At 59.3% G+C, this 15,951-nt stretch carries 22 protein-coding genes; all 22 read right to left on the bottom strand.

Annotated elements, in window-relative coordinates; all coding sequences use genetic code 11:
- Window positions 1–4 precede the first annotated feature (4 nt).
- Window positions 5–1,063, bottom strand: coding sequence for a recombinase RecA (gene recA, locus FW764_RS13470; RefSeq protein ID WP_048720087.1), 1,059 nt, complete (start codon window positions 1,061–1,063; stop codon window positions 5–7).
- A gap of 83 nt (window positions 1,064–1,146) precedes the next feature.
- A complete protein-coding gene (locus FW764_RS13475; protein ID WP_446434344.1) occupies window positions 1,147–1,647 on the bottom strand; it encodes a CinA family protein in 501 nt (166 codons plus the stop codon).
- 81 nt (window positions 1,648–1,728) lie between these two features.
- Window positions 1,729–2,229 (bottom strand): lysis system i-spanin subunit Rz, encoded by a 501-nt coding sequence (locus tag FW764_RS13480; protein ID WP_446434345.1) that lies wholly within the window; start codon window positions 2,227–2,229, stop codon window positions 1,729–1,731.
- Entirely contained in the window at window positions 2,217–2,774 is a 558-nt protein-coding gene (locus tag FW764_RS13485; RefSeq protein WP_446434346.1) for a glycoside hydrolase family 19 protein, read from the bottom strand. Before FW764_RS13485 ends, FW764_RS13480 begins: the two co-directional genes overlap by 13 nt.
- 21 nt (window positions 2,775–2,795) lie before the next feature.
- On the bottom strand, window positions 2,796–3,806 hold the full coding sequence (locus FW764_RS13490) for a phage late control D family protein (RefSeq protein ID WP_446434347.1): 1,011 nt from the start codon (window positions 3,804–3,806) through the stop codon (window positions 2,796–2,798).
- A 9-nt stretch (window positions 3,807–3,815) separates the two neighbouring features.
- On the bottom strand, window positions 3,816–4,028 hold the full coding sequence (locus FW764_RS13495; RefSeq protein WP_305458262.1) for a tail protein X: 213 nt from the start codon (window positions 4,026–4,028) through the stop codon (window positions 3,816–3,818).
- Window positions 4,021–4,404: a phage tail protein gene (locus FW764_RS13500; protein WP_446434348.1), complete on the bottom strand. Its 384-nt coding sequence runs from the start codon at window positions 4,402–4,404 to the stop codon at window positions 4,021–4,023. The genes FW764_RS13495 and FW764_RS13500 overlap by 8 nt, the downstream gene beginning before the upstream one ends.
- Window positions 4,404–5,885: a tail tape measure protein gene (locus tag FW764_RS13505; RefSeq protein WP_446434349.1), complete on the bottom strand. Its 1,482-nt coding sequence runs from the start codon at window positions 5,883–5,885 to the stop codon at window positions 4,404–4,406. The genes FW764_RS13500 and FW764_RS13505 overlap by 1 nt, the downstream gene beginning before the upstream one ends.
- Before the next feature lie 5 nt (window positions 5,886–5,890).
- On the bottom strand, window positions 5,891–6,016 hold the full coding sequence (locus FW764_RS13510; protein WP_017844653.1) for a hypothetical protein: 126 nt from the start codon (window positions 6,014–6,016) through the stop codon (window positions 5,891–5,893).
- Window positions 6,013–6,585 carry a phage tail assembly protein gene (locus FW764_RS13515; protein ID WP_446434350.1) on the bottom strand — a complete coding sequence of 191 codons (573 nt, stop codon included), beginning with the start codon at window positions 6,583–6,585 and terminating at the stop codon, window positions 6,013–6,015. Before FW764_RS13515 ends, FW764_RS13510 begins: the two co-directional genes overlap by 4 nt.
- A 172-nt stretch (window positions 6,586–6,757) precedes the next feature.
- Window positions 6,758–7,264: a phage major tail tube protein gene (locus FW764_RS13520; protein ID WP_083359882.1), complete on the bottom strand. Its 507-nt coding sequence runs from the start codon at window positions 7,262–7,264 to the stop codon at window positions 6,758–6,760.
- Window positions 7,264–8,430 carry a phage tail protein gene (locus tag FW764_RS13525; protein ID WP_446434351.1) on the bottom strand — a complete coding sequence of 389 codons (1,167 nt, stop codon included), beginning with the start codon at window positions 8,428–8,430 and terminating at the stop codon, window positions 7,264–7,266. Before FW764_RS13525 ends, FW764_RS13520 begins: the two co-directional genes overlap by 1 nt.
- A 2-nt stretch (window positions 8,431–8,432) precedes the next feature.
- A complete protein-coding gene (locus FW764_RS13530) occupies window positions 8,433–8,606 on the bottom strand; it encodes a hypothetical protein (RefSeq protein WP_163005422.1) in 174 nt (57 codons plus the stop codon).
- Window positions 8,607–8,718: 112 nt separating this feature from the next.
- Window positions 8,719–9,138 (bottom strand): phage tail assembly chaperone, encoded by a 420-nt coding sequence (locus FW764_RS13535; RefSeq protein ID WP_446434352.1) that lies wholly within the window; start codon window positions 9,136–9,138, stop codon window positions 8,719–8,721.
- Between the two features lie 2 nt (window positions 9,139–9,140).
- Window positions 9,141–11,114: a phage tail protein gene (locus FW764_RS13540; RefSeq protein ID WP_446434353.1), complete on the bottom strand. Its 1,974-nt coding sequence runs from the start codon at window positions 11,112–11,114 to the stop codon at window positions 9,141–9,143.
- Window positions 11,115–11,744, bottom strand: a complete 630-nt coding sequence (locus tag FW764_RS13545) for a phage tail protein I (protein WP_446434354.1) — start codon at window positions 11,742–11,744, stop codon at window positions 11,115–11,117.
- Entirely contained in the window at window positions 11,741–12,736 is a 996-nt protein-coding gene (locus tag FW764_RS13550; protein WP_446434355.1) for a baseplate J/gp47 family protein, read from the bottom strand. Before FW764_RS13550 ends, FW764_RS13545 begins: the two co-directional genes overlap by 4 nt.
- The gene (locus FW764_RS13555; RefSeq protein ID WP_083359888.1) at window positions 12,733–13,065 is read right to left on the bottom strand and encodes a phage baseplate protein; all 333 of its coding nucleotides are present in this window, start codon (window positions 13,063–13,065) and stop codon (window positions 12,733–12,735) included. The genes FW764_RS13550 and FW764_RS13555 overlap by 4 nt, the downstream gene beginning before the upstream one ends.
- Before the next feature lie 9 nt (window positions 13,066–13,074).
- A complete protein-coding gene (locus FW764_RS13560) occupies window positions 13,075–13,686 on the bottom strand; it encodes a phage baseplate assembly protein V (protein ID WP_446434356.1) in 612 nt (203 codons plus the stop codon).
- Between the two features lie 3 nt (window positions 13,687–13,689).
- Entirely contained in the window at window positions 13,690–14,205 is a 516-nt protein-coding gene (locus FW764_RS13565) for a hypothetical protein (RefSeq protein ID WP_083359890.1), read from the bottom strand.
- Between the two features lie 23 nt (window positions 14,206–14,228).
- Complete coding sequence (locus tag FW764_RS13570; protein ID WP_446434357.1) at window positions 14,229–14,567, bottom strand: phage holin family protein; 339 nt, start codon at window positions 14,565–14,567, stop codon at window positions 14,229–14,231.
- Window positions 14,568–15,164: 597 nt separating this feature from the next.
- On the bottom strand, window positions 15,165–15,899 hold the full coding sequence (locus FW764_RS13575; protein ID WP_073637233.1) for a LexA family transcriptional regulator: 735 nt from the start codon (window positions 15,897–15,899) through the stop codon (window positions 15,165–15,167).
- Between the last annotated feature and the right edge of the window lie 52 nt (window positions 15,900–15,951).

Here is a 15,951-nt window from a genome sequence, read left to right on the forward strand (position 1 = left end):
TGCTTCAGATGTCAGTGTCGGCTTCTTCTACTTCTTCAACCGGTTCACGGTTGGCTGCAGCTTTCACGTCAGGTGCTGGAGTCAGCAGCTTGTCGCGGATCTGCTTCTCAAGCGTGGCAGCGATATCCGGGTTGTCCGCCAGGAACTTGGCCGAGTTGGCCTTACCCTGACCGATCTTGCTACCGTTGTAGGCATACCAGGCGCCGGACTTCTCGACGAAACCGTGCAGCACACCCAGGTCGATCATCTCGCCGTTCAGGTAGATACCCTTGCCGTAGAGAATCTGGAACTCAGCCTGACGGAAAGGCGGGGCCACTTTGTTCTTAACGACTTTAACGCGGGTTTCGCTACCGACAACCTCGTCGCCTTCTTTAACCGCGCCAGTACGACGGATGTCCAGACGGACCGAAGCGTAGAACTTCAGCGCATTACCACCGGTGGTGGTTTCCGGGCTGCCGAACATCACGCCGATCTTCATACGGATCTGGTTGATGAAGATCACCAAGCAGTTAGCGTTCTTGATGTTACCGGTGATTTTACGCAGCGCCTGGGACATCAGACGGGCTTGCAGGCCCACGTGCATGTCACCCATTTCGCCTTCGATTTCAGCCTTGGGCACCAGGGCCGCCACGGAGTCGACCACGATCACGTCGATGGCATTGGAGCGCACCAGCATGTCGGTGATTTCCAGGGCTTGCTCACCGGTGTCCGGCTGGGAAACCAGCAGGTCGTCAACGTTGACGCCCAGCTTGCCGGCGTATTCAGGGTCGAGGGCGTGCTCGGCGTCGACGAAGGCACAGGTAGCGCCCATTTTTTGCGCCTGGGCAATCACCGACAGAGTCAGGGTAGTTTTACCGGAAGATTCAGGCCCGTAGATTTCAACGATACGGCCTTTTGGCAGGCCGCCAATGCCGAGCGCGATGTCCAGACCCAGAGAGCCAGTGGAAATAGCCGGGATCGCCTGACGGTCGTGATCGCCCATACGCATTACGGCACCCTTGCCGAATTGACGTTCGATCTGACCCAGGGCCGCAGCCAAGGCTTTCTTCTTGTTGTCGTCCATTAAAGTCCTCACGCAATCAATAAGGCCTGACGGCCAACACCTGTATAAGTAGACAGTATTGTTCCACAAAGATCGAAGATCGCCTACCCCTGATTTTCTATTTCTGCTGCAGCTCGTCGCAACAAGCCCTCTAACGCGGCTTTTACCGTTTGTCGGCGGACCTCGTCACGGTTGCCGGGGAAGTGCGCCAGCTCCGCCGTCACCTCTTCGCCAACGCCAAAGGCCAGCCAAACGGTGCCCACCGGCTTGTCCGGCGAACCGCCGTCGGGGCCCGCCACGCCGCTGACCGCCACGGCAAAGCGCGACAGGCTTTTTTCCTGCGCGCCTCGGACCATTGCCTCCACCACCTCCTGGCTGACGGCGCCGACCTTGGGGAACAGGTCGTCTGGAACACCCAATTGCCGCGTCTTCTGTCGATTGGAGTAAGTGACATAACCGGCCTCGAACCAGGCCGAACTGCCCGGAATCCGCGTGATGGCTTCGGCAATGCCCCCGCCAGTGCAGGACTCAGCGGTGGTGACGTGGGCATTGAGCACCTGCAAGCGGCGACCCAATTCAGCGGCCAGTTGAGTGATTTCCTTCACGGTCGTCTCCAGAAGTAGGCGGGGATTTGCCTACCCTACAGGAGCAAATCGCTCGCGCAAGCCACAGACTGGATCAAGATGCTAACGCCCGACGGCGCGCGCATACGCCTGGCAGGCCCGCAAGGCGATCAGGGCGTTATCACCGTCGTCGGTGATGGCGATAATTCGTTGAGCATGCGCCGGGTCAAGTCGGGCTCGCGCGGTTGCATGAACCACGCCGCCGGGGGTGGTGGAGGTTGGCACAGGGCAACCAATGGTGGGGCCGGTGGCGTCGAGTAGGACTGACAAGCGCACATCAGCAGAGGCCAGGCGGTCGCGCAGAGCAGCTTGGTTATGTTGGGCATCGCTCAACTCCCGAGCATGTTGTTGGTCGCTCGCGCTGAGTTGTTGCTCCAGGGCCAGCCGTTTGTCGTGTTCTGCCTGCTGCTGATGCACGTACGCTTCGCGTTGCTGGCTGAGTGCCTGGGCATGCTCAACCGATTGCTGCTCGAGCTGCACGCCATAACGCCAACCCTGCACCTGCCATGCCACCGCCATCAGCAAGAAAACACCGACCCAGCGGCCCGCCTCTAGGATGCGCATAACAGCGCTTTCGCCCGTGCCCACAACTGCAAACGGTCTTCCAGGCCATTGAGCCCACCGTTGATGCGCCGGGTAATCGTGGTGAACTGGTCCCTGTCAGCGAGTTCGTTCAAACCGTTGCTCTGCCAGAACCACGCAGCGGACTCACACGCCCACTGCGGTTGCTCCAGCAGCTCGGGCTGGCGCAGCAGGCGATCATCATCAAACAGCGCCAGGCTGCAGGCGAGGTAGTTACGACGCCCGGTGATCTGGATCAGCCCCCGGCCCCGATACTTCTGGCCGTCTTCGTCCGCCTCGGGGGTATTGCCCAGGCGGGCAGCCAAGGTGCCAGTGTCGTATTTACTCAGGTATTGATCGCTGCCCAGCTCGCGAAGGTAGCGCAGCTCGCCAGATTCGTGACCGATCTGGGCGAGGAAGGCAGCGATGCGCTTTGCACGGTTTATCTCGAAACGAACGAAAGCCCCATTTAAAGGTGTTAAAAAAACGCCCGCTCTAAGGCGGGCACCCGGCATAACGCCAAGCAACTGGGGGAGTGTTATCAGCATTGGTTTTACCCTCAAAAACCTCTATGTCGACAACCCATACGCCGTGATCGAACTGCGATAGCCCGTCACTGGATCGCCGACATGAACCACCTGATTTATCGACCAGCGCCCCTGCATATAGGACGGCCAGCTCTCATCGAGCACTAACAACCCTTCGGCGGCCAACAATGGATTGCCTGGGCAATCGATCAGCAATTTCAAATCTTCACGCCCCACACGACGGAGTTCGCCTTCGGCAACGGCGCGCGCTTCGGCTTCGTTCTGGTAGCGTTGGCGCAAGGTTTTGAACGGCGCATTTCCCACCTGGACCACACGCTGCTTGCCAGCGCCGGCATCCCACCAACTGGCGCGGCAACCTGCGTATTTCGCGCGGGAAGTTTCGTCGAGTTTGGCGGTAATGAAGCTCTGTTCACCGGGGCGGTTGTCTTGCGTCACGGACAGCTTCACCTGCGGCAGTAGCTGGCCGGAGAGCGAATTGGCTCGACCGGCTTCGGCCAACACATAGAGTTCGTTAAACGGTTTGGTGACCGCAGAGTAGAGTTTGGCAAGGCGCGAAATGAACGCCATGTCACTTTCATTGGACTGGTCGATGTGCGCGATCGCAATCCCCTCCAGCGCGGGTGCCACCCGTGGTGAAAAGCCGTGAGGGCTGACCAACTGACGAAACAGCGCGCCCAGCGTTGTCGGACCGTAGCTGGCGGATCGACGCTGACGGTAACCCGTGGCATCGACCACACTGAAGGGCGCGGCGGTGGCCACGATCATCAAGCGCATGGGAAACAGCACCGGGGTACGTTGGGTGACGACAAACTCGCCCTTTTCCACCAAGCCCGACTCCAGATAACCAGCACGCAAGCCGATCTTGCCGCTCAGGGTGGGCAAACCTTCCAGTCCTTCAATATTAAGTGTCAGCTCCAGCCGATCCGCCTTAATGCCGGCAGCGTCAGTGTGGCTCCAGTGCATCAGCCGTTGATTAAGCAGCGCCGCGTTGGCGCCGTAAAACTCCACGATGGGTGTGAATCCCTGTGCCATGCAGCCTCCTTAATCCCAGGCCAGAACAGGCCGTACCGCAGCGGGCCGCGCTTGCATTTCAGGCACGATCACCCACACACCGGCCGGCAGTACCGGGCCGTATTCGGCCAGTAAGGGGTTGTGGCGCCAGAGGGTTTCTTCCGCCGCGTCATCGCAACGCCCCACCTCGCGGTAGAGCAGCAGGTTGACCGAATCACCGGCAATACTTCGTACTCTACGCATTGACGAACTCCTCTAATTCCATGGTCCAGTTCATGAGCATGGCGGTGCCGTCGTCGATCACATTGCTCTGGGTTTCCGCCACCGAATTGATCCGCCAAAGACCCCAGTTACGGCCGATGCCATCGACCAGGGGCAATGGCGCCCGCGCATTTTGCAGCGCACGCAATTCATCCAGGCGCTGCATGCCGATGGCGTACATGGCCATGCCGCTGAACGTGAGTTTTTCCAGCTTCTGGCCGCTCTGCCGCGACTGAGATTTGCTGGCAATAATCGCCAGGTCACTCCAGCCGCCGTCGCTGGTACGTATCAGCGACGAATAGGCAAAGCCTCGGGACAAGCCAAAGATAAAGTCGCCGAGGACCATTTGTTGTCGCATCAATCACCTCCTGAAGGATCGGCCAGTGCCGCGTTGCGCCGAATCCCCAGGCTGTCGGTGACCATCGGCATGCATTGAAATTGCAGGGCCTGGATCACTTGGTTGACGACGTGCTGGGCATCGGCGGGGTTAACGCCCGTGATCTGGATGCTCGGGGCGAGGGTGACTTGCACGTTGTCTGTGCGCGCACTGTTGAGCTCTTTGCTCACCGCCGCGGGTGCAGGCAAGCGATCGCTTGAGCTGAACAACTTATCGCCCAGCCAGGCGCCCGCTTCACTGCCGAGCAGGCCGCCGATGGCGCCACCGATCGCAGTGCCGACACCGGGGAAAACCAGCGTGCCGATAGCGGCGCCAGCGGAGGCACCGGCCCAGGCGCCACCGGCTGAGCTCAGGCCTGAACCGACAGCTTTTGCGTCGCCATTGCGTACGCCCTGGATCACATTGATGGCGGTGTCGGCATACCTCAACGGGCCGAGGCGGCGGGCGCCGACTGATCCCAGCCGTGTCATGGCGTTCGCCAGCCGAGAGGTTGCCGGCGCTGACACGCTGGGAACAGCACCCGCGGCACGGTTCAACGGCGTGGGTGACGCAGGCTGGGGCGGATTCGCGCTCACTTGGCCGGGCATCGGGACCAAGCCTCGATCCAACGCCTCAATCAATCCGACGCCCTTGCCTGGCGCCAGATTGCGCGCGGCATTGGCCCCCAGCCGATTGGGCGGCTGACTCGGGCGCGGGGATACCCCTTGAGTCGATGCACCGCTATGAAAGCCCAATCGCGGGCCTTCAAATGCCTTCCCAACCCTCTCGAACAGGCTGCGCACCGTCGCGGTGAACCCGCTGGTTGTTTTGCTGGAGGTATTCCTCCACCCCGCTAACCTTGATCTGCCCGCACCTTTGCGCGCCGGCGTGTTTTTGGGCCCAAAACGCTCGCGCCCACGCAGCGCCTCGCTGACGCCTGGGCAGCAGCCATCATTGCCCTTGCTGGCGCCCTTGAACAACGCACCTATGCCGGGAACTCTGCCAAGCGTGCCCTCAATGGTCTTGTCTGAAACCTTGGTTCTGAACGAACCCGTCAGGCCTTCTCCCGACCACTTGAGAAACTTGATGAGTGAGGATTCGTCGGCAGGCGCTTGTCCTTTCGATGTGTTTTTCGCTTCACTGGCAGCGGTGCCGCCCACCGTGCCCGCCAGCGTAGCGCCCGTAATGAATAACGTACTGGTCAGGGTTTCCAGTGTCTCTCGCAGCCGCACTTGCTCCAGGGTCAAGGCGTTGATGTCCACGCTGACGGTGACCAGTGCCGAGCTGAGCTGCGACTGCGACTGTGGTTGCGGCTGCGGCTGCGGCTGCGGCGCAGCATTCAGACTGACAGGCGCGGCAAGGCGTACGGAAAACGGTGCCAGCACATTGCCCAGATCCGCATCGCCGAGCATCCAGCGCTTATCTTGCTGAGCAAGCCTGGTCTGAAATTGAGTCTCTTGCATCCCGCTTACTCCTGTTTAACGCCAAGGCGAGTGATCGCAATGTCGTAGCGGCGCAATGCTTTGCCGGCGTCCCAGTCGAGGATTTCCGCCTCATTGACCGAGTAAATCAGCGGCACCACATCGAGGATCACTTCGATGTCGCGCGCCGAAAGAAGTCCGCCGGTTGATTTAAAAAATCGTCGATACGCTCCTGCAATTCCGTCCAATCGGGTACGGTCAGGCCGGCGAGGTCAGGGATCATCAAGCCGGTGCAGTGAGCGGTGATGAACTCGGCACGCTCTTTATTGGTGGCGAGTTTTTTCATCACTTTGGTGGCGCGCAGGGCGGGCATTTCCAGGGGCAGTTCGGTCAGCGAGCGGCCAGCGGCGTCGAGGGGCAGGAGCAGTTGGACCGACTTGTCGTGGGACGCTTCTTCGTGCGCCTTCAGAAAGAACGACGCAGGGCGCGTCGACATTTCATGCACGTACTGGGCGATGCTCACGTAGTCCGGACGCTTGAGTTGGTCGAGTTCTTTTTCCGACAGGCCGGTGGCGAGTTTCGCCAGTTCAAAGAACTGGTCGTCCTCGTCATCACCGGCCCGGGCCAGCGCGGCTTTTTGCGCGGCGTAGTACAGCGGTTTGAGTTGAACCTGCTGGATCGTCGCGCCGGTGTCGGCGGTGATCGGAGACAGCAGAATATGCAGCGGTGGCATCCAGGCCATGGGGCAATTCCTTGTAGTGCGTGTTTGAAAATCTCAGGGCGAGCACGGTCAATGTGGGAGCGGGCTTGCCTGCGATGGCATCACCTCGGTACACCAGACACACCGAGTAGCCTGCATCGCGGGCAAGCCCGGCTCCCACATTGACTGTGCCCACTTCAGATCACCGTCGTCGTTAAGGCATCAATACGGCGCGGCGCGCATCGCCGAGAATGTCGACACCGTTGAGCACGAACTTCTGAGTGCGCACGTCGATGTCGATCACCGAAATGCCGTTTTCCAAACGGTTGTACGTGCGGCAGGACAGCTCCAGCGTGGTGGTGGCCTTGTCGCCCATCTTCAGCTTCGCCTCCTGCAGGGATTTCAACTTGCCGCCGACGGTGTGATAGGTGAAGTACGTCTTGCCATCCTGGTCCTGGCCGGCTTCACGCACGTTCAGCAGGATGTCGTCACCCAAGCGCACGCCGAGGGCCAGCATGATTTCCGGGCCGGCACCTTGCAGCACCAGCGTGGCATTGAGCACCTTGCCGCTTTTGGCCATTTCCTCAGCGATGAAGCGCCCACCGGACATGGCTTCCATGTCGAACTCGATCTTCGGCGGGGTGAACTCTTCCACGGTCGCGGACAACGGCAGGCCTTGAAGGGTGGCCGCAATGGCCTGTCTTACACGGTTGGTAAACATTAGAGAACGTCCTCCAGAAACTGCTCGATGATTTCATCGCGGGCATTGAGTTGATAAATCATGTGTTCGTTCGGCGCGTAGCGGCCGTAGTCGATGACGATGAACCAGGTGCCGTTCTTGTACTTCTCGACACTGTTCAATTCCGGGTGCAGGTACACGCTGCCGCCGGGGATGGTTTCGTCGGCAACCAGGGTTTGCAGCCAGTCGTTGATGCGCTTGACCTCCAGGTCCATGAAGGACTTGGTGAGGTTCTTGGCCATGGCCTTTTGGCCAGCCTTGACCAGCTTGCGGCTGATCGCATCTTCCAGGCCCACGTAGCTGATGAACTTGCCGGTGATGGAGCGGTTACCCAGCAGCGAAAAACCGCCAAGAATGGTGCGCGCGTAGTAGCTCACGCCATAACGGTTGAGCAGGTCGCCTTCGGTGGACGTGTCGAGGATGTTGTACTCGACCACGCGGGAAACGTCCTCGGCGAACGTCACCTGATTACCTGGGCTTTCCCACTGCTTGACCTTGGCCAAAGCGGCGATGGCCAGCGACGATGGCGACAAGAACACATTCTTCTTGGCTGCCTTGGAGTACACCGACGGCATGTTGTGCACCAGCAGGCAACGGTCGAAGCCGAGGTCGGCACCGCCCAGCTCGCCGCTGTAGGTCACTTGGTCGGCGACGGACACGTCCTTGCCATCCAGCACCACACGCGCCTTGATGCGCTTGCCAAAAGAGGCGAATTCACCGGCCACAGCCTTGGTGCCCGTGAAGCCTGGCGCGCCGATGATGGTCAGGTCTTCCGGGACGCTGCTCAGGGCCGCCAGGCCCAGCTTGCGGCCGGTGGCTGGCTCATTGCCGCCGATCACATTGTTGACGGTGTCGGCCGGGGTTGCGCCCTCCTCCACGATCACCACGTAGACCGGCACCTTCACCACTTTGAGGATCTGGTAAACGGCCTGGAACAGCGTGCCCGACTCAGCGCCGGTCGGGTCCAGCAGCGCCTGGGTGGTGAAGCTGTTGATACGAAACGGCGCGTTTTTCGGGATCGACGCGTGGGCGTTCGGCGCAGTGCCGACCAGGCCGATAACGTTGTCGCCCAGGCCACCCATGGCCTCGGGGGATTCGGTGGCATTCACGGTGATGCCGTTGTGCTCGAAGTTCAAAACCTCAGCCATGGTTAGTCAGCCTTCTTGGGGGTGGAGTTGAGGACGCTGGTCAGTTCCAGGCGGCCGGCGGTGCGCAGGGCGGATGCTTCGACGTCGAGCAGTTCCAGCTCTTCGCCGGCGGTGGACCAATGGCCACCTCCGGTGGGGAATGGGATGAGGACGGTGTAGGTTTGGCGGTTGGCCATGGGTGGATCTCCGGGCATAAAAAAAACCGCAGCGCGGTTTTCGTGTGGGTTAGTTGGTGTTAAAGGAAAATAGAAAGGGGCGTCTTATGTTTCGCGCTGCTCCTGCCCTTTTTCAACCTGTCTGTGGCACTTCTGGTCGAAGTAACTCGTCTGGAAAGCCTGTTTGCTCTGGCCAACCACGAAGAGCAAGTCGATAACTTTGCAATTGCCGATATTGCTCGTCTGTCAATGTTGGTATATGTCCCGCATCAAGTTCGTCCCTATGACGCGCCACCAACATGTCAGTCCTGAGCAGCTCGGTGTCTCGCCAAAATCGCTCACGCTGAACCTGCTGTTCAACATTCAGCGCAGGGGGGTCCACGGCGACTGGCAGACCATTTTTTCCCGCAGTGATTTGCTTACCCGATGATTGCGCTTCAAGTAGCGCTTGACGCAAATCCTCGGAAATCTCTATTGCGTCTTTTGGCAACTGATCACCATAGATATCGTCGTCATAGAATGCTGAGGTCACCGCACAAAAGAAGACCGTCATGTTTACTCTCCAATAGCCCAAAGTCGGTAAATACGCATCCCAGTGTCATTTGAATATACAAAGCCAGAAGCTCCGGAATAACTTGAGCCTTCAACACTGTAGGCAGGGAAATGAGGACCAATACCGCTACCCAGTCCTAGGATGGGTTGAAAGGTAGCGGTACGAAAAGAAGTCGGATAGGCGATGGTCCATGGCACGGCAACGCCAGGAACATGAGTGACCGTGAACTCACACCACTGCATAATTTGCCCATTAAGCAAACGTGCCCAACCATTCTTCCCTGAGGACTTCATCACCGCTTTGATGCGGCCGGCCTCGATATTGTCGACTCGAAAGACAATGTCTGACCCAGCCTGCGGGATGCCGCCCTCTGCGAACATGCCAGTATCGCCATCTTCAGCAAAGGAGTAACCGGAAACGCTCGAAGAATCGCTCTGGTTCGGGGGCCCTTTCGGCGCACGAACACCTTTGAGTATTTGAAGAGCCCCCGATGTGTGTTTACGCATCAACATATCGCCATCAGCAAACAGCTCGATCTGGCCATCGCCGCTACTGAACAACCCAGTATCAGCGTCGAAAACAAACCCACATCTGTTCGGATTTCCGGGCCCGCCTGTCCCTACCTTGCCTATAAGCATTCCGGTCATTTGCCCGCCAGAAAGGGCTAGTTTCTTCGCTGAGGCTGCGTCTACGGCGTTCTGAACAAATGCAGTATTGGCGAGCTTAGTGTCATTGGTTTCGGGAGCCGCAGTAGGTGTCGTCGCACCTGGTAATACCGCGTTCAGAATGGTTGATTTGGCAGCTCCGAATCGAGCCAATTCGGTAGAGTCGGACATGAGCAGAAGTTCACTACCGGATTGTGGCAACGTGCCTTCCGTCGCAAACAAGCCAGAATCACCATCGACGCCGAACGCGTAGCCCATGTCAGATGCGTCGTTGGTCGGCACACCCTTTTTTGAGCGGACACCCGCGGAAGCAATCAAGGGCCCCGTCATAATGTCGCCGGCCTTCGATACCTTTGCGGCCAGCGCACTTTTCATATCTTCTTTGGTCGGAGCGTCAAGAATGCCGCTTTCAGCTAAAGTCGTCGGGTTCGTACCGGCAGTAGCCCGACCATACTTATCGACAGTGAGACTCTTATAGGTTCCCGCTTTAATACCGGTTCTGCCTACCAGCATTTCAAACACCAACGCCGTCGAACCGAGGCTTATCGGCCCATTCGTGACCAAGGCCCAAAGAGAATCACCGAATGCTGTGCCCTCCTCGACCATAACCGTCAAACCCGGTGTTACTTTGGCGCTATTGTCAGCATCAGAAGCACGCGACCATGCACCGTTGGCGACAACATAGATACCGTTGCCCCTCGATTCAGCCTGGCCAGTCACCAACACCCGCTGACCCGCTACAACTGCAAAACCATCAATTTGCTGTGCGCCACTCAATGCGATGTTCGCGGTAGAAACCACGCGCACCGACTGTTTCGCATCCAGCTTGGCCAACTCGTCAGCCACATAACCCGTCACCCACGCCCGCGTTGCCTTAACCACCGTGTCATCAATCAACAACGTCACAAGCGCCGCATTACTGGTCTCGAAAATCGATCGAATATAGAACTCTTTCCCCGAACCCGACGTCGCAAGCACCGGCTTGAACGACTCCGGGTATTTAACGATTGCGTAAAGAACCCCGGTATCCGTCCAAAGCCCAGCCTCACGCACATACCACCCACCGACCTCAGGTGGAATCGTCACCTCGGCCAGCAACCAGCTTGGATTTTTCTCATCCTGAAACAGCGCATTCAACGGCCCGCGCCACACTTCACGTTTCAGCGCTTTTGCAGTGGCGTCGGGGTTGTAGACGGCGCCATTGCCATCACCCACCGAAATCTGCGCGAGTTTGATCGGTACGCCAGCAGCTTTGCAGGCAGTTTCATAAGCAATCCCTGCATTAGTCAGCAGGGTATAAAAGTCGGCCATTTAGGACCCCTGTGGATAAATAGTGACGGTTTCGACCGTGTAGAGCCCGCAGGCCATAAAGGCCGCGCCGGACGCTTCGAGCCCCTGGATAACAATCGGATAAATAGTGGTCAGCTCACCGCAGACGGTAGCCGCCCCGATGGAGTGGCTGCCAAACGCGCTCAAACCCACCGTGACAGTAAAAGTGTCGCGCTCGCTTTTAGCCTCCGCCAGGCGCCGGTCCAGTCGTGCATCGATTTCTTCGCTGTAGGGCAGCTCGGAGAAAGCCCTGATGGCGAAGCTATAAGGTTTGCCTCGCGGGGACTGTTCGTACCAGGCCCGTACTTCGGGGATCAGTTGCAAGCCTTTGGCCGCGTTCTCAAGCGCTTTACGCGTGCCTGCCTGCCGAGCGGTCGGCCAGGCAAGCTTTACTGTTGCGCGCTTTTCGACCTCTGGAGCAGTAGCGCTCCACTCGTTCACGCCTCGGTCAGCCGCCAGATACGGTAAAAAATCGGCGGGGGTATGCGTCGGGTTCATCAACTCGGGAAACGGCGGCATGACTCGCTCGAGTAACTGACCGAAGCCTTGATCCAGCGCTTTTTCCAAAGGCGAGCTGTTGGCGGGCAACAGGCTCGGTTTGCGCTCACTCATAGCGTGCGCACCTCCACTTCAACCCCGGTGCAGAACGGCGCCTGGAAGGCCGTCGCAATGATCGGCGCCAGAGGCTCAAGGATCTGCAGTTGCGCAGCACCGGCACTGTGAATCGCATAGTCAATCCAACTCGGGTCCACCCGCCCTTCCAGCCGATGACAAGACGCTGCGTAGTCCTGCAGCAGTTTCTGTGCGGCGACTTGAGTGAGCCCCGAATCCGGGCCGGCGTTGATTTTGGCGACCACGCGGATTTTGTACGGCAGGATTTGCGCACCTTGCACGCTGACCAGGTCAGTCTCCGGTCGCACATCCGGCCGTGCGAAATGGCGACGAACGCCGTCAAGCAAATCGGCGGACGGCGTGCCGTCGCCCTCACGAGAAAGCACGGTGACCATCACTTCGCCGGGCGCAGTGCGTCGGCCATTGCCATCCTTGACCTGGGCCGCATAGCCGTCCGGATCAAAGGTGTAGCTGACCGTCACCACGCCCGGTGTCGCGCTTTGCACGTTCACCGAAGGCCGCTCGCCGAGGGTAAAAACCTCGCGGCGATACTGCATTCGCGAACCTGCGGCCGGGGCGTGTGGCGCCAGGTAATAACGCAGTCGCGCATCGTCATCGCTTTCCAACGTCGACGGCACGGGTGGGAAAGCCGCCGGGTCTCCGGGGTCGAGTACTTGGCGCTCCAGGCCCATGTCGGCCAGGCGTGCATCCAGGTTGCTGCCGGTGGCCCACCACGCCAGCATCTGCTTGATACGCGCATTGTATTTGCGCTCGTGGGTTTGCAGGCGCACGCAAAAGGCTTCCAGGGCCAGGGTCAGTAACTCGCTTTCGTTGTCGAGGCTGACCTTGAGTTTGGCTGCGCTTTGCGGCGCGCGGGTGGCGACGTAATCGACCACGAACGCCTTGAATTCAGCCAGCAACGGTTCGAACTCATCTACCGCGACGATGGCCGGCTCCGCCAGTTGGTTTTGGCCGGGGATCAACATGCTCATGTCACGACCTCGAAGGTTTGTTGGCGGTTTTTCCAGGTGCCGGCAAAACGCAGCAACAGGCCGGCACCTTGGCGGGTGGCGACGATGACCTGGGGTTGGAAGTCGCCGATGCCGTTCTGCGCGTTGTAGAACGCTTGGGCGGCGTGGCTTTGGGCGAGGATCAGCAGGTCGTCGCCGAGGTTCTGGCCCAGCAGTTGCGGGATCATCGAGCCATACAGCGGACGCTTCTGGCGGGTGCCCAAAGGGGTGGTCAACGCTCGGGTGGCGCGCTGCACGAATTGCAGCCAGTCATCGACGGCTGCCCCGGTGTTTCGATCGATTCCGATCATGGGATGTCCTTATCGGGGGCTGATGACGCGTCCTTGGTGGTCCACCACCGGGCCGCTGAAGTGCGCGCCGCCGGCATCCAGCAACAGGCTGGTGCCGCCGACTTGCAGGGTGATGTTCTGGGCGCTCAGCGTCAGGCGGGCAGCGCCGACCTTGATGTCGACCTGTTCGCGGGAACCGCTGAAGGTGGTGGGGCCGTTGACCCAGTTGAAGGTGTGGCTGGCGTCGTCGTAGTCGCTTTGGGTGCCGTCTTGATGGCGGCGTCGGGTCAGCGTCGCCACGCTGGAAACCGGCGGGAAGCGATCACTGTTGAGGCCAAACAACGCCACTGACTGCGAGCCGCCCTCACCGCCGCCGTAGTTGAGCAACAGGCATTGCTCACCCACAGTGGGGATGCGGGTTTCGGTCTGCGCACCGGCGCTGGGGTTGAAAAAGCGGATCGCCGGTGTGAGCAAGTCGCCATGGCTGACCTTACAAGTGTTGCTGGCAGCATCGACTTCCTGGCACACGCCGATTCGACAGAAACTTTCAGCGCGTCGGTATAAGTCTTCGAGTTGGGTTTCCATCTCCACTAAACGCTCGATGATCGGCCCCAGTTGCATGCGTAACAGCGCGTCAAACATGGGCTACTCCGCCAGTGGTTTGTATTGATCGGGGTCGTTGATGTTCGACACTTCCCAAGTGCGGGCAAACAGCGGCTGGCCTGTGGGATCGTTGAGCAGCACCGGCCCGAGATAGAGGGTTTGCGTGAAGGAAACGGTCCAAGTGTCGTAGTCCGTTTGCGCAGTGGCCCGCAGAGAGGGAGCGGCGACGATATTCGTCGGCAAATCGCACTGTGCCTGCGGCAGGTTCCAGCGGTTATCCAGCACCAGGTCCATGAGTTGGCTGGCCAGGTCGCAGGCATCAAACGGCAATGCACCCGGCGCGACCATGGCCTTGAGCGAAATGGCCAAGGCGTGGGCTTTACGACCTTCGCGGGAGCGAATGCCCGGGCCGTTGCCCTCGACCGTGATCAATACGCCGGTTTTATCCTCGGCGCCCTGAAAGTCTTGATGAGTGCCGACCTTCAGGTCCGGGAACGCGGCGTGCAGTGCGTCGCCAATGGCTTGGGGCAGTTGGGAGGGTTTTTCGATAAGCGTCATTTTAAGTAGCGTCCTTGCAACGGTTACTGCGGGTCCTGGCGGGAGCCTTGGTTGACGCCGATGCGCTTGGCCGCCCACCGCTCATAAAGGCCGATGGCTACATCCGCACCGGCCATGGCGGTCAGGCAACCAATGGCGCCGGCCGTCCAGATCGACATGCCGGCGGCGTAACACAGCATCAGGGCTGACACCCCGCAGACCACGCACGCCCCGGACCTCAAGGCCAGGCGCCGAATCAGCGACCAACCCCGCGCGCCCTCCTTGTCGGCGCGCCACATTTCGCCGGATACACCGCCGATCACGGCCAGTGCGATCACCAGCCAGATAGGCATTTCCGCTAACGCTTGCTGCTCGTTTGTCATGTCACGCCTCCTGGCTGAGCATTACCGGCGCGGTGCCGGCTTTGTTGGGGTAAATCCATTTATCGGTAGGCATTCCAAAAAGCCCGGTTGCCCGGGCTTTTCAGTAATGATGTCCTCGAACCTTCGGCGCTACTGGCGCGGTACGGTTCTTTCCTCAATGTTTTTCCGACCACGATCCCTGTCTGCCGGATAACTGCTTCTGGTGCTTTACGCTGCACACCCGGGTCAGTTGCCAACCCTCTGAACCGTTAAGGCCGGTTCATCGCTGCCTGTTTTTTGAAGCGGTGAAACTAAAGAGCGTCGGCATCCTTGCCGGTGTTGCCTGGCATCCCTTCCATCGCTTCGATGGCGTCCTTGCCGATGTTGCGTGCCTTCCTTGTCTTCCTTGGCAGCATCCTTGCCGCCTCCACCAGGCCTTGTTGGCTGGCTTGAGATGAAGAATATGCATGTATGCATATACAGTCAATGCACAAATGCATTTATTTTTCCCAGTAAAATGCATCAATGCATTTACAGCGTTGTGGGGTAAGGGTTTGACGGTTTTCTACAGGCGAAAAAAAGCCCGCTCGTTGGCGGGCTTGGTCTTACGTAAGAAGGTTAACGGGCGTACATGCCCCACCAGAACACATGACCGAGGATGCTGATCTGCTCATCCTGGATATCCTGGAAGCTGTAGTCCTCGTCCGGGTGCTCATCGCGATTAAAACTGCGCAGGCGAATCCCGGAAGGCAGGCGGTAGAGCTGTTTCACCCGCAACTGGCCATTGTGGTTGATGGCATACAAGTCGCCATCAACGATGTCGCCAATGCCGCTTTTGCCGGCATTCACGCCCACCGTGGCGCCGTCGCGCAGCACCGGCAACATACTGTTGCCGCGCACCGTCACACACTTGGCCTGGTCGAACTGCACACCGTTATGCCGCAGGCTGCGCTTGCCGAAACGCAGGCTAGCCTTCTCGCTTTCCTCGATGACGAATCTTCCTGATCCAGCAGCCAATTCAACCTCGCGCAGAAAGGGGATCGACACCTCGTCATCATTAACGGGCGTGTCGTCGTCCCACAGGCTTATGTCCTTGAGTTCCGAATGCATCGGGTCGCGCCCGTCATCCCGCAAAGCCCCCACCGCCGCGCGCCCGCGCAAGTGGTCGGTGCTGACGCGGAAGTACTCGGCGATGCGTGAGATGTGCTTGTCCGACGGGTCAACGATCTTGCCGCTGAGGATCCGGGACAACGTAGATTGAGGCACGCCGGTACGCCGGTGAAGCTCCGTGGGGGAGATCCGGTCGCGGTCCAGCAGCTCTCTTAAGACGATAGATACGTTGCGTTTTTGCATAACGGGGATAATGGCGGGAGATTTGGGGGTTGGCAAATGCTAATTTGCATAT

Source organism: Pseudomonas sp. 1152_12 (assembly GCF_052850675.1).

Coding starts and splice junctions, on each gene's coding strand:
- FW764_RS13550 (WP_446434355.1), bottom strand. CDS start 12,736: ATGAGCATGTTGATCCCCGGCCAAAACCAACTGGCGGAGCCGGCCATC.
- FW764_RS13515 (WP_446434350.1), bottom strand. CDS start 6,585: ATGGCCTGGATGCCACCGCTGCATATTCTGCTGTCTCCGATCACCGCC.
- FW764_RS13570 (WP_446434357.1), bottom strand. CDS start 14,567: ATGACAAACGAGCAGCAAGCGTTAGCGGAAATGCCTATCTGGCTGGTG.
- FW764_RS13490 (WP_446434347.1), bottom strand. CDS start 3,806: ATGGCACAGGGATTCACACCCATCGTGGAGTTTTACGGCGCCAACGCG.
- FW764_RS13520 (WP_083359882.1), bottom strand. CDS start 7,264: ATGTTTACCAACCGTGTAAGACAGGCCATTGCGGCCACCCTTCAAGGC.
- FW764_RS13545 (WP_446434354.1), bottom strand. CDS start 11,744: ATGAGTGAGCGCAAACCGAGCCTGTTGCCCGCCAACAGCTCGCCTTTG.
- FW764_RS13485 (WP_446434346.1), bottom strand. CDS start 2,774: ATGCTGATAACACTCCCCCAGTTGCTTGGCGTTATGCCGGGTGCCCGC.
- FW764_RS13505 (WP_446434349.1), bottom strand. CDS start 5,885: ATGCAAGAGACTCAATTTCAGACCAGGCTTGCTCAGCAAGATAAGCGC.
- FW764_RS13480 (WP_446434345.1), bottom strand. CDS start 2,229: ATGCGCATCCTAGAGGCGGGCCGCTGGGTCGGTGTTTTCTTGCTGATG.
- FW764_RS13525 (WP_446434351.1), bottom strand. CDS start 8,430: ATGGCTGAGGTTTTGAACTTCGAGCACAACGGCATCACCGTGAATGCC.
- FW764_RS13555 (WP_083359888.1), bottom strand. CDS start 13,065: ATGATCGGAATCGATCGAAACACCGGGGCAGCCGTCGATGACTGGCTG.
- FW764_RS13535 (WP_446434352.1), bottom strand. CDS start 9,138: ATGACGGTCTTCTTTTGTGCGGTGACCTCAGCATTCTATGACGACGAT.
- FW764_RS13530 (WP_163005422.1), bottom strand. CDS start 8,606: ATGGCCAACCGCCAAACCTACACCGTCCTCATCCCATTCCCCACCGGA.
- FW764_RS13575 (WP_073637233.1), bottom strand. CDS start 15,899: ATGCAAAAACGCAACGTATCTATCGTCTTAAGAGAGCTGCTGGACCGC.
- FW764_RS13565 (WP_083359890.1), bottom strand. CDS start 14,205: ATGACGCTTATCGAAAAACCCTCCCAACTGCCCCAAGCCATTGGCGAC.
- FW764_RS13540 (WP_446434353.1), bottom strand. CDS start 11,114: ATGGCCGACTTTTATACCCTGCTGACTAATGCAGGGATTGCTTATGAA.
- FW764_RS13495 (WP_305458262.1), bottom strand. CDS start 4,028: ATGCGTAGAGTACGAAGTATTGCCGGTGATTCGGTCAACCTGCTGCTC.
- FW764_RS13560 (WP_446434356.1), bottom strand. CDS start 13,686: ATGTTTGACGCGCTGTTACGCATGCAACTGGGGCCGATCATCGAGCGT.
- recA (WP_048720087.1), bottom strand. CDS start 1,063: ATGGACGACAACAAGAAGAAAGCCTTGGCTGCGGCCCTGGGTCAGATC.
- FW764_RS13500 (WP_446434348.1), bottom strand. CDS start 4,404: ATGCGACAACAAATGGTCCTCGGCGACTTTATCTTTGGCTTGTCCCGA.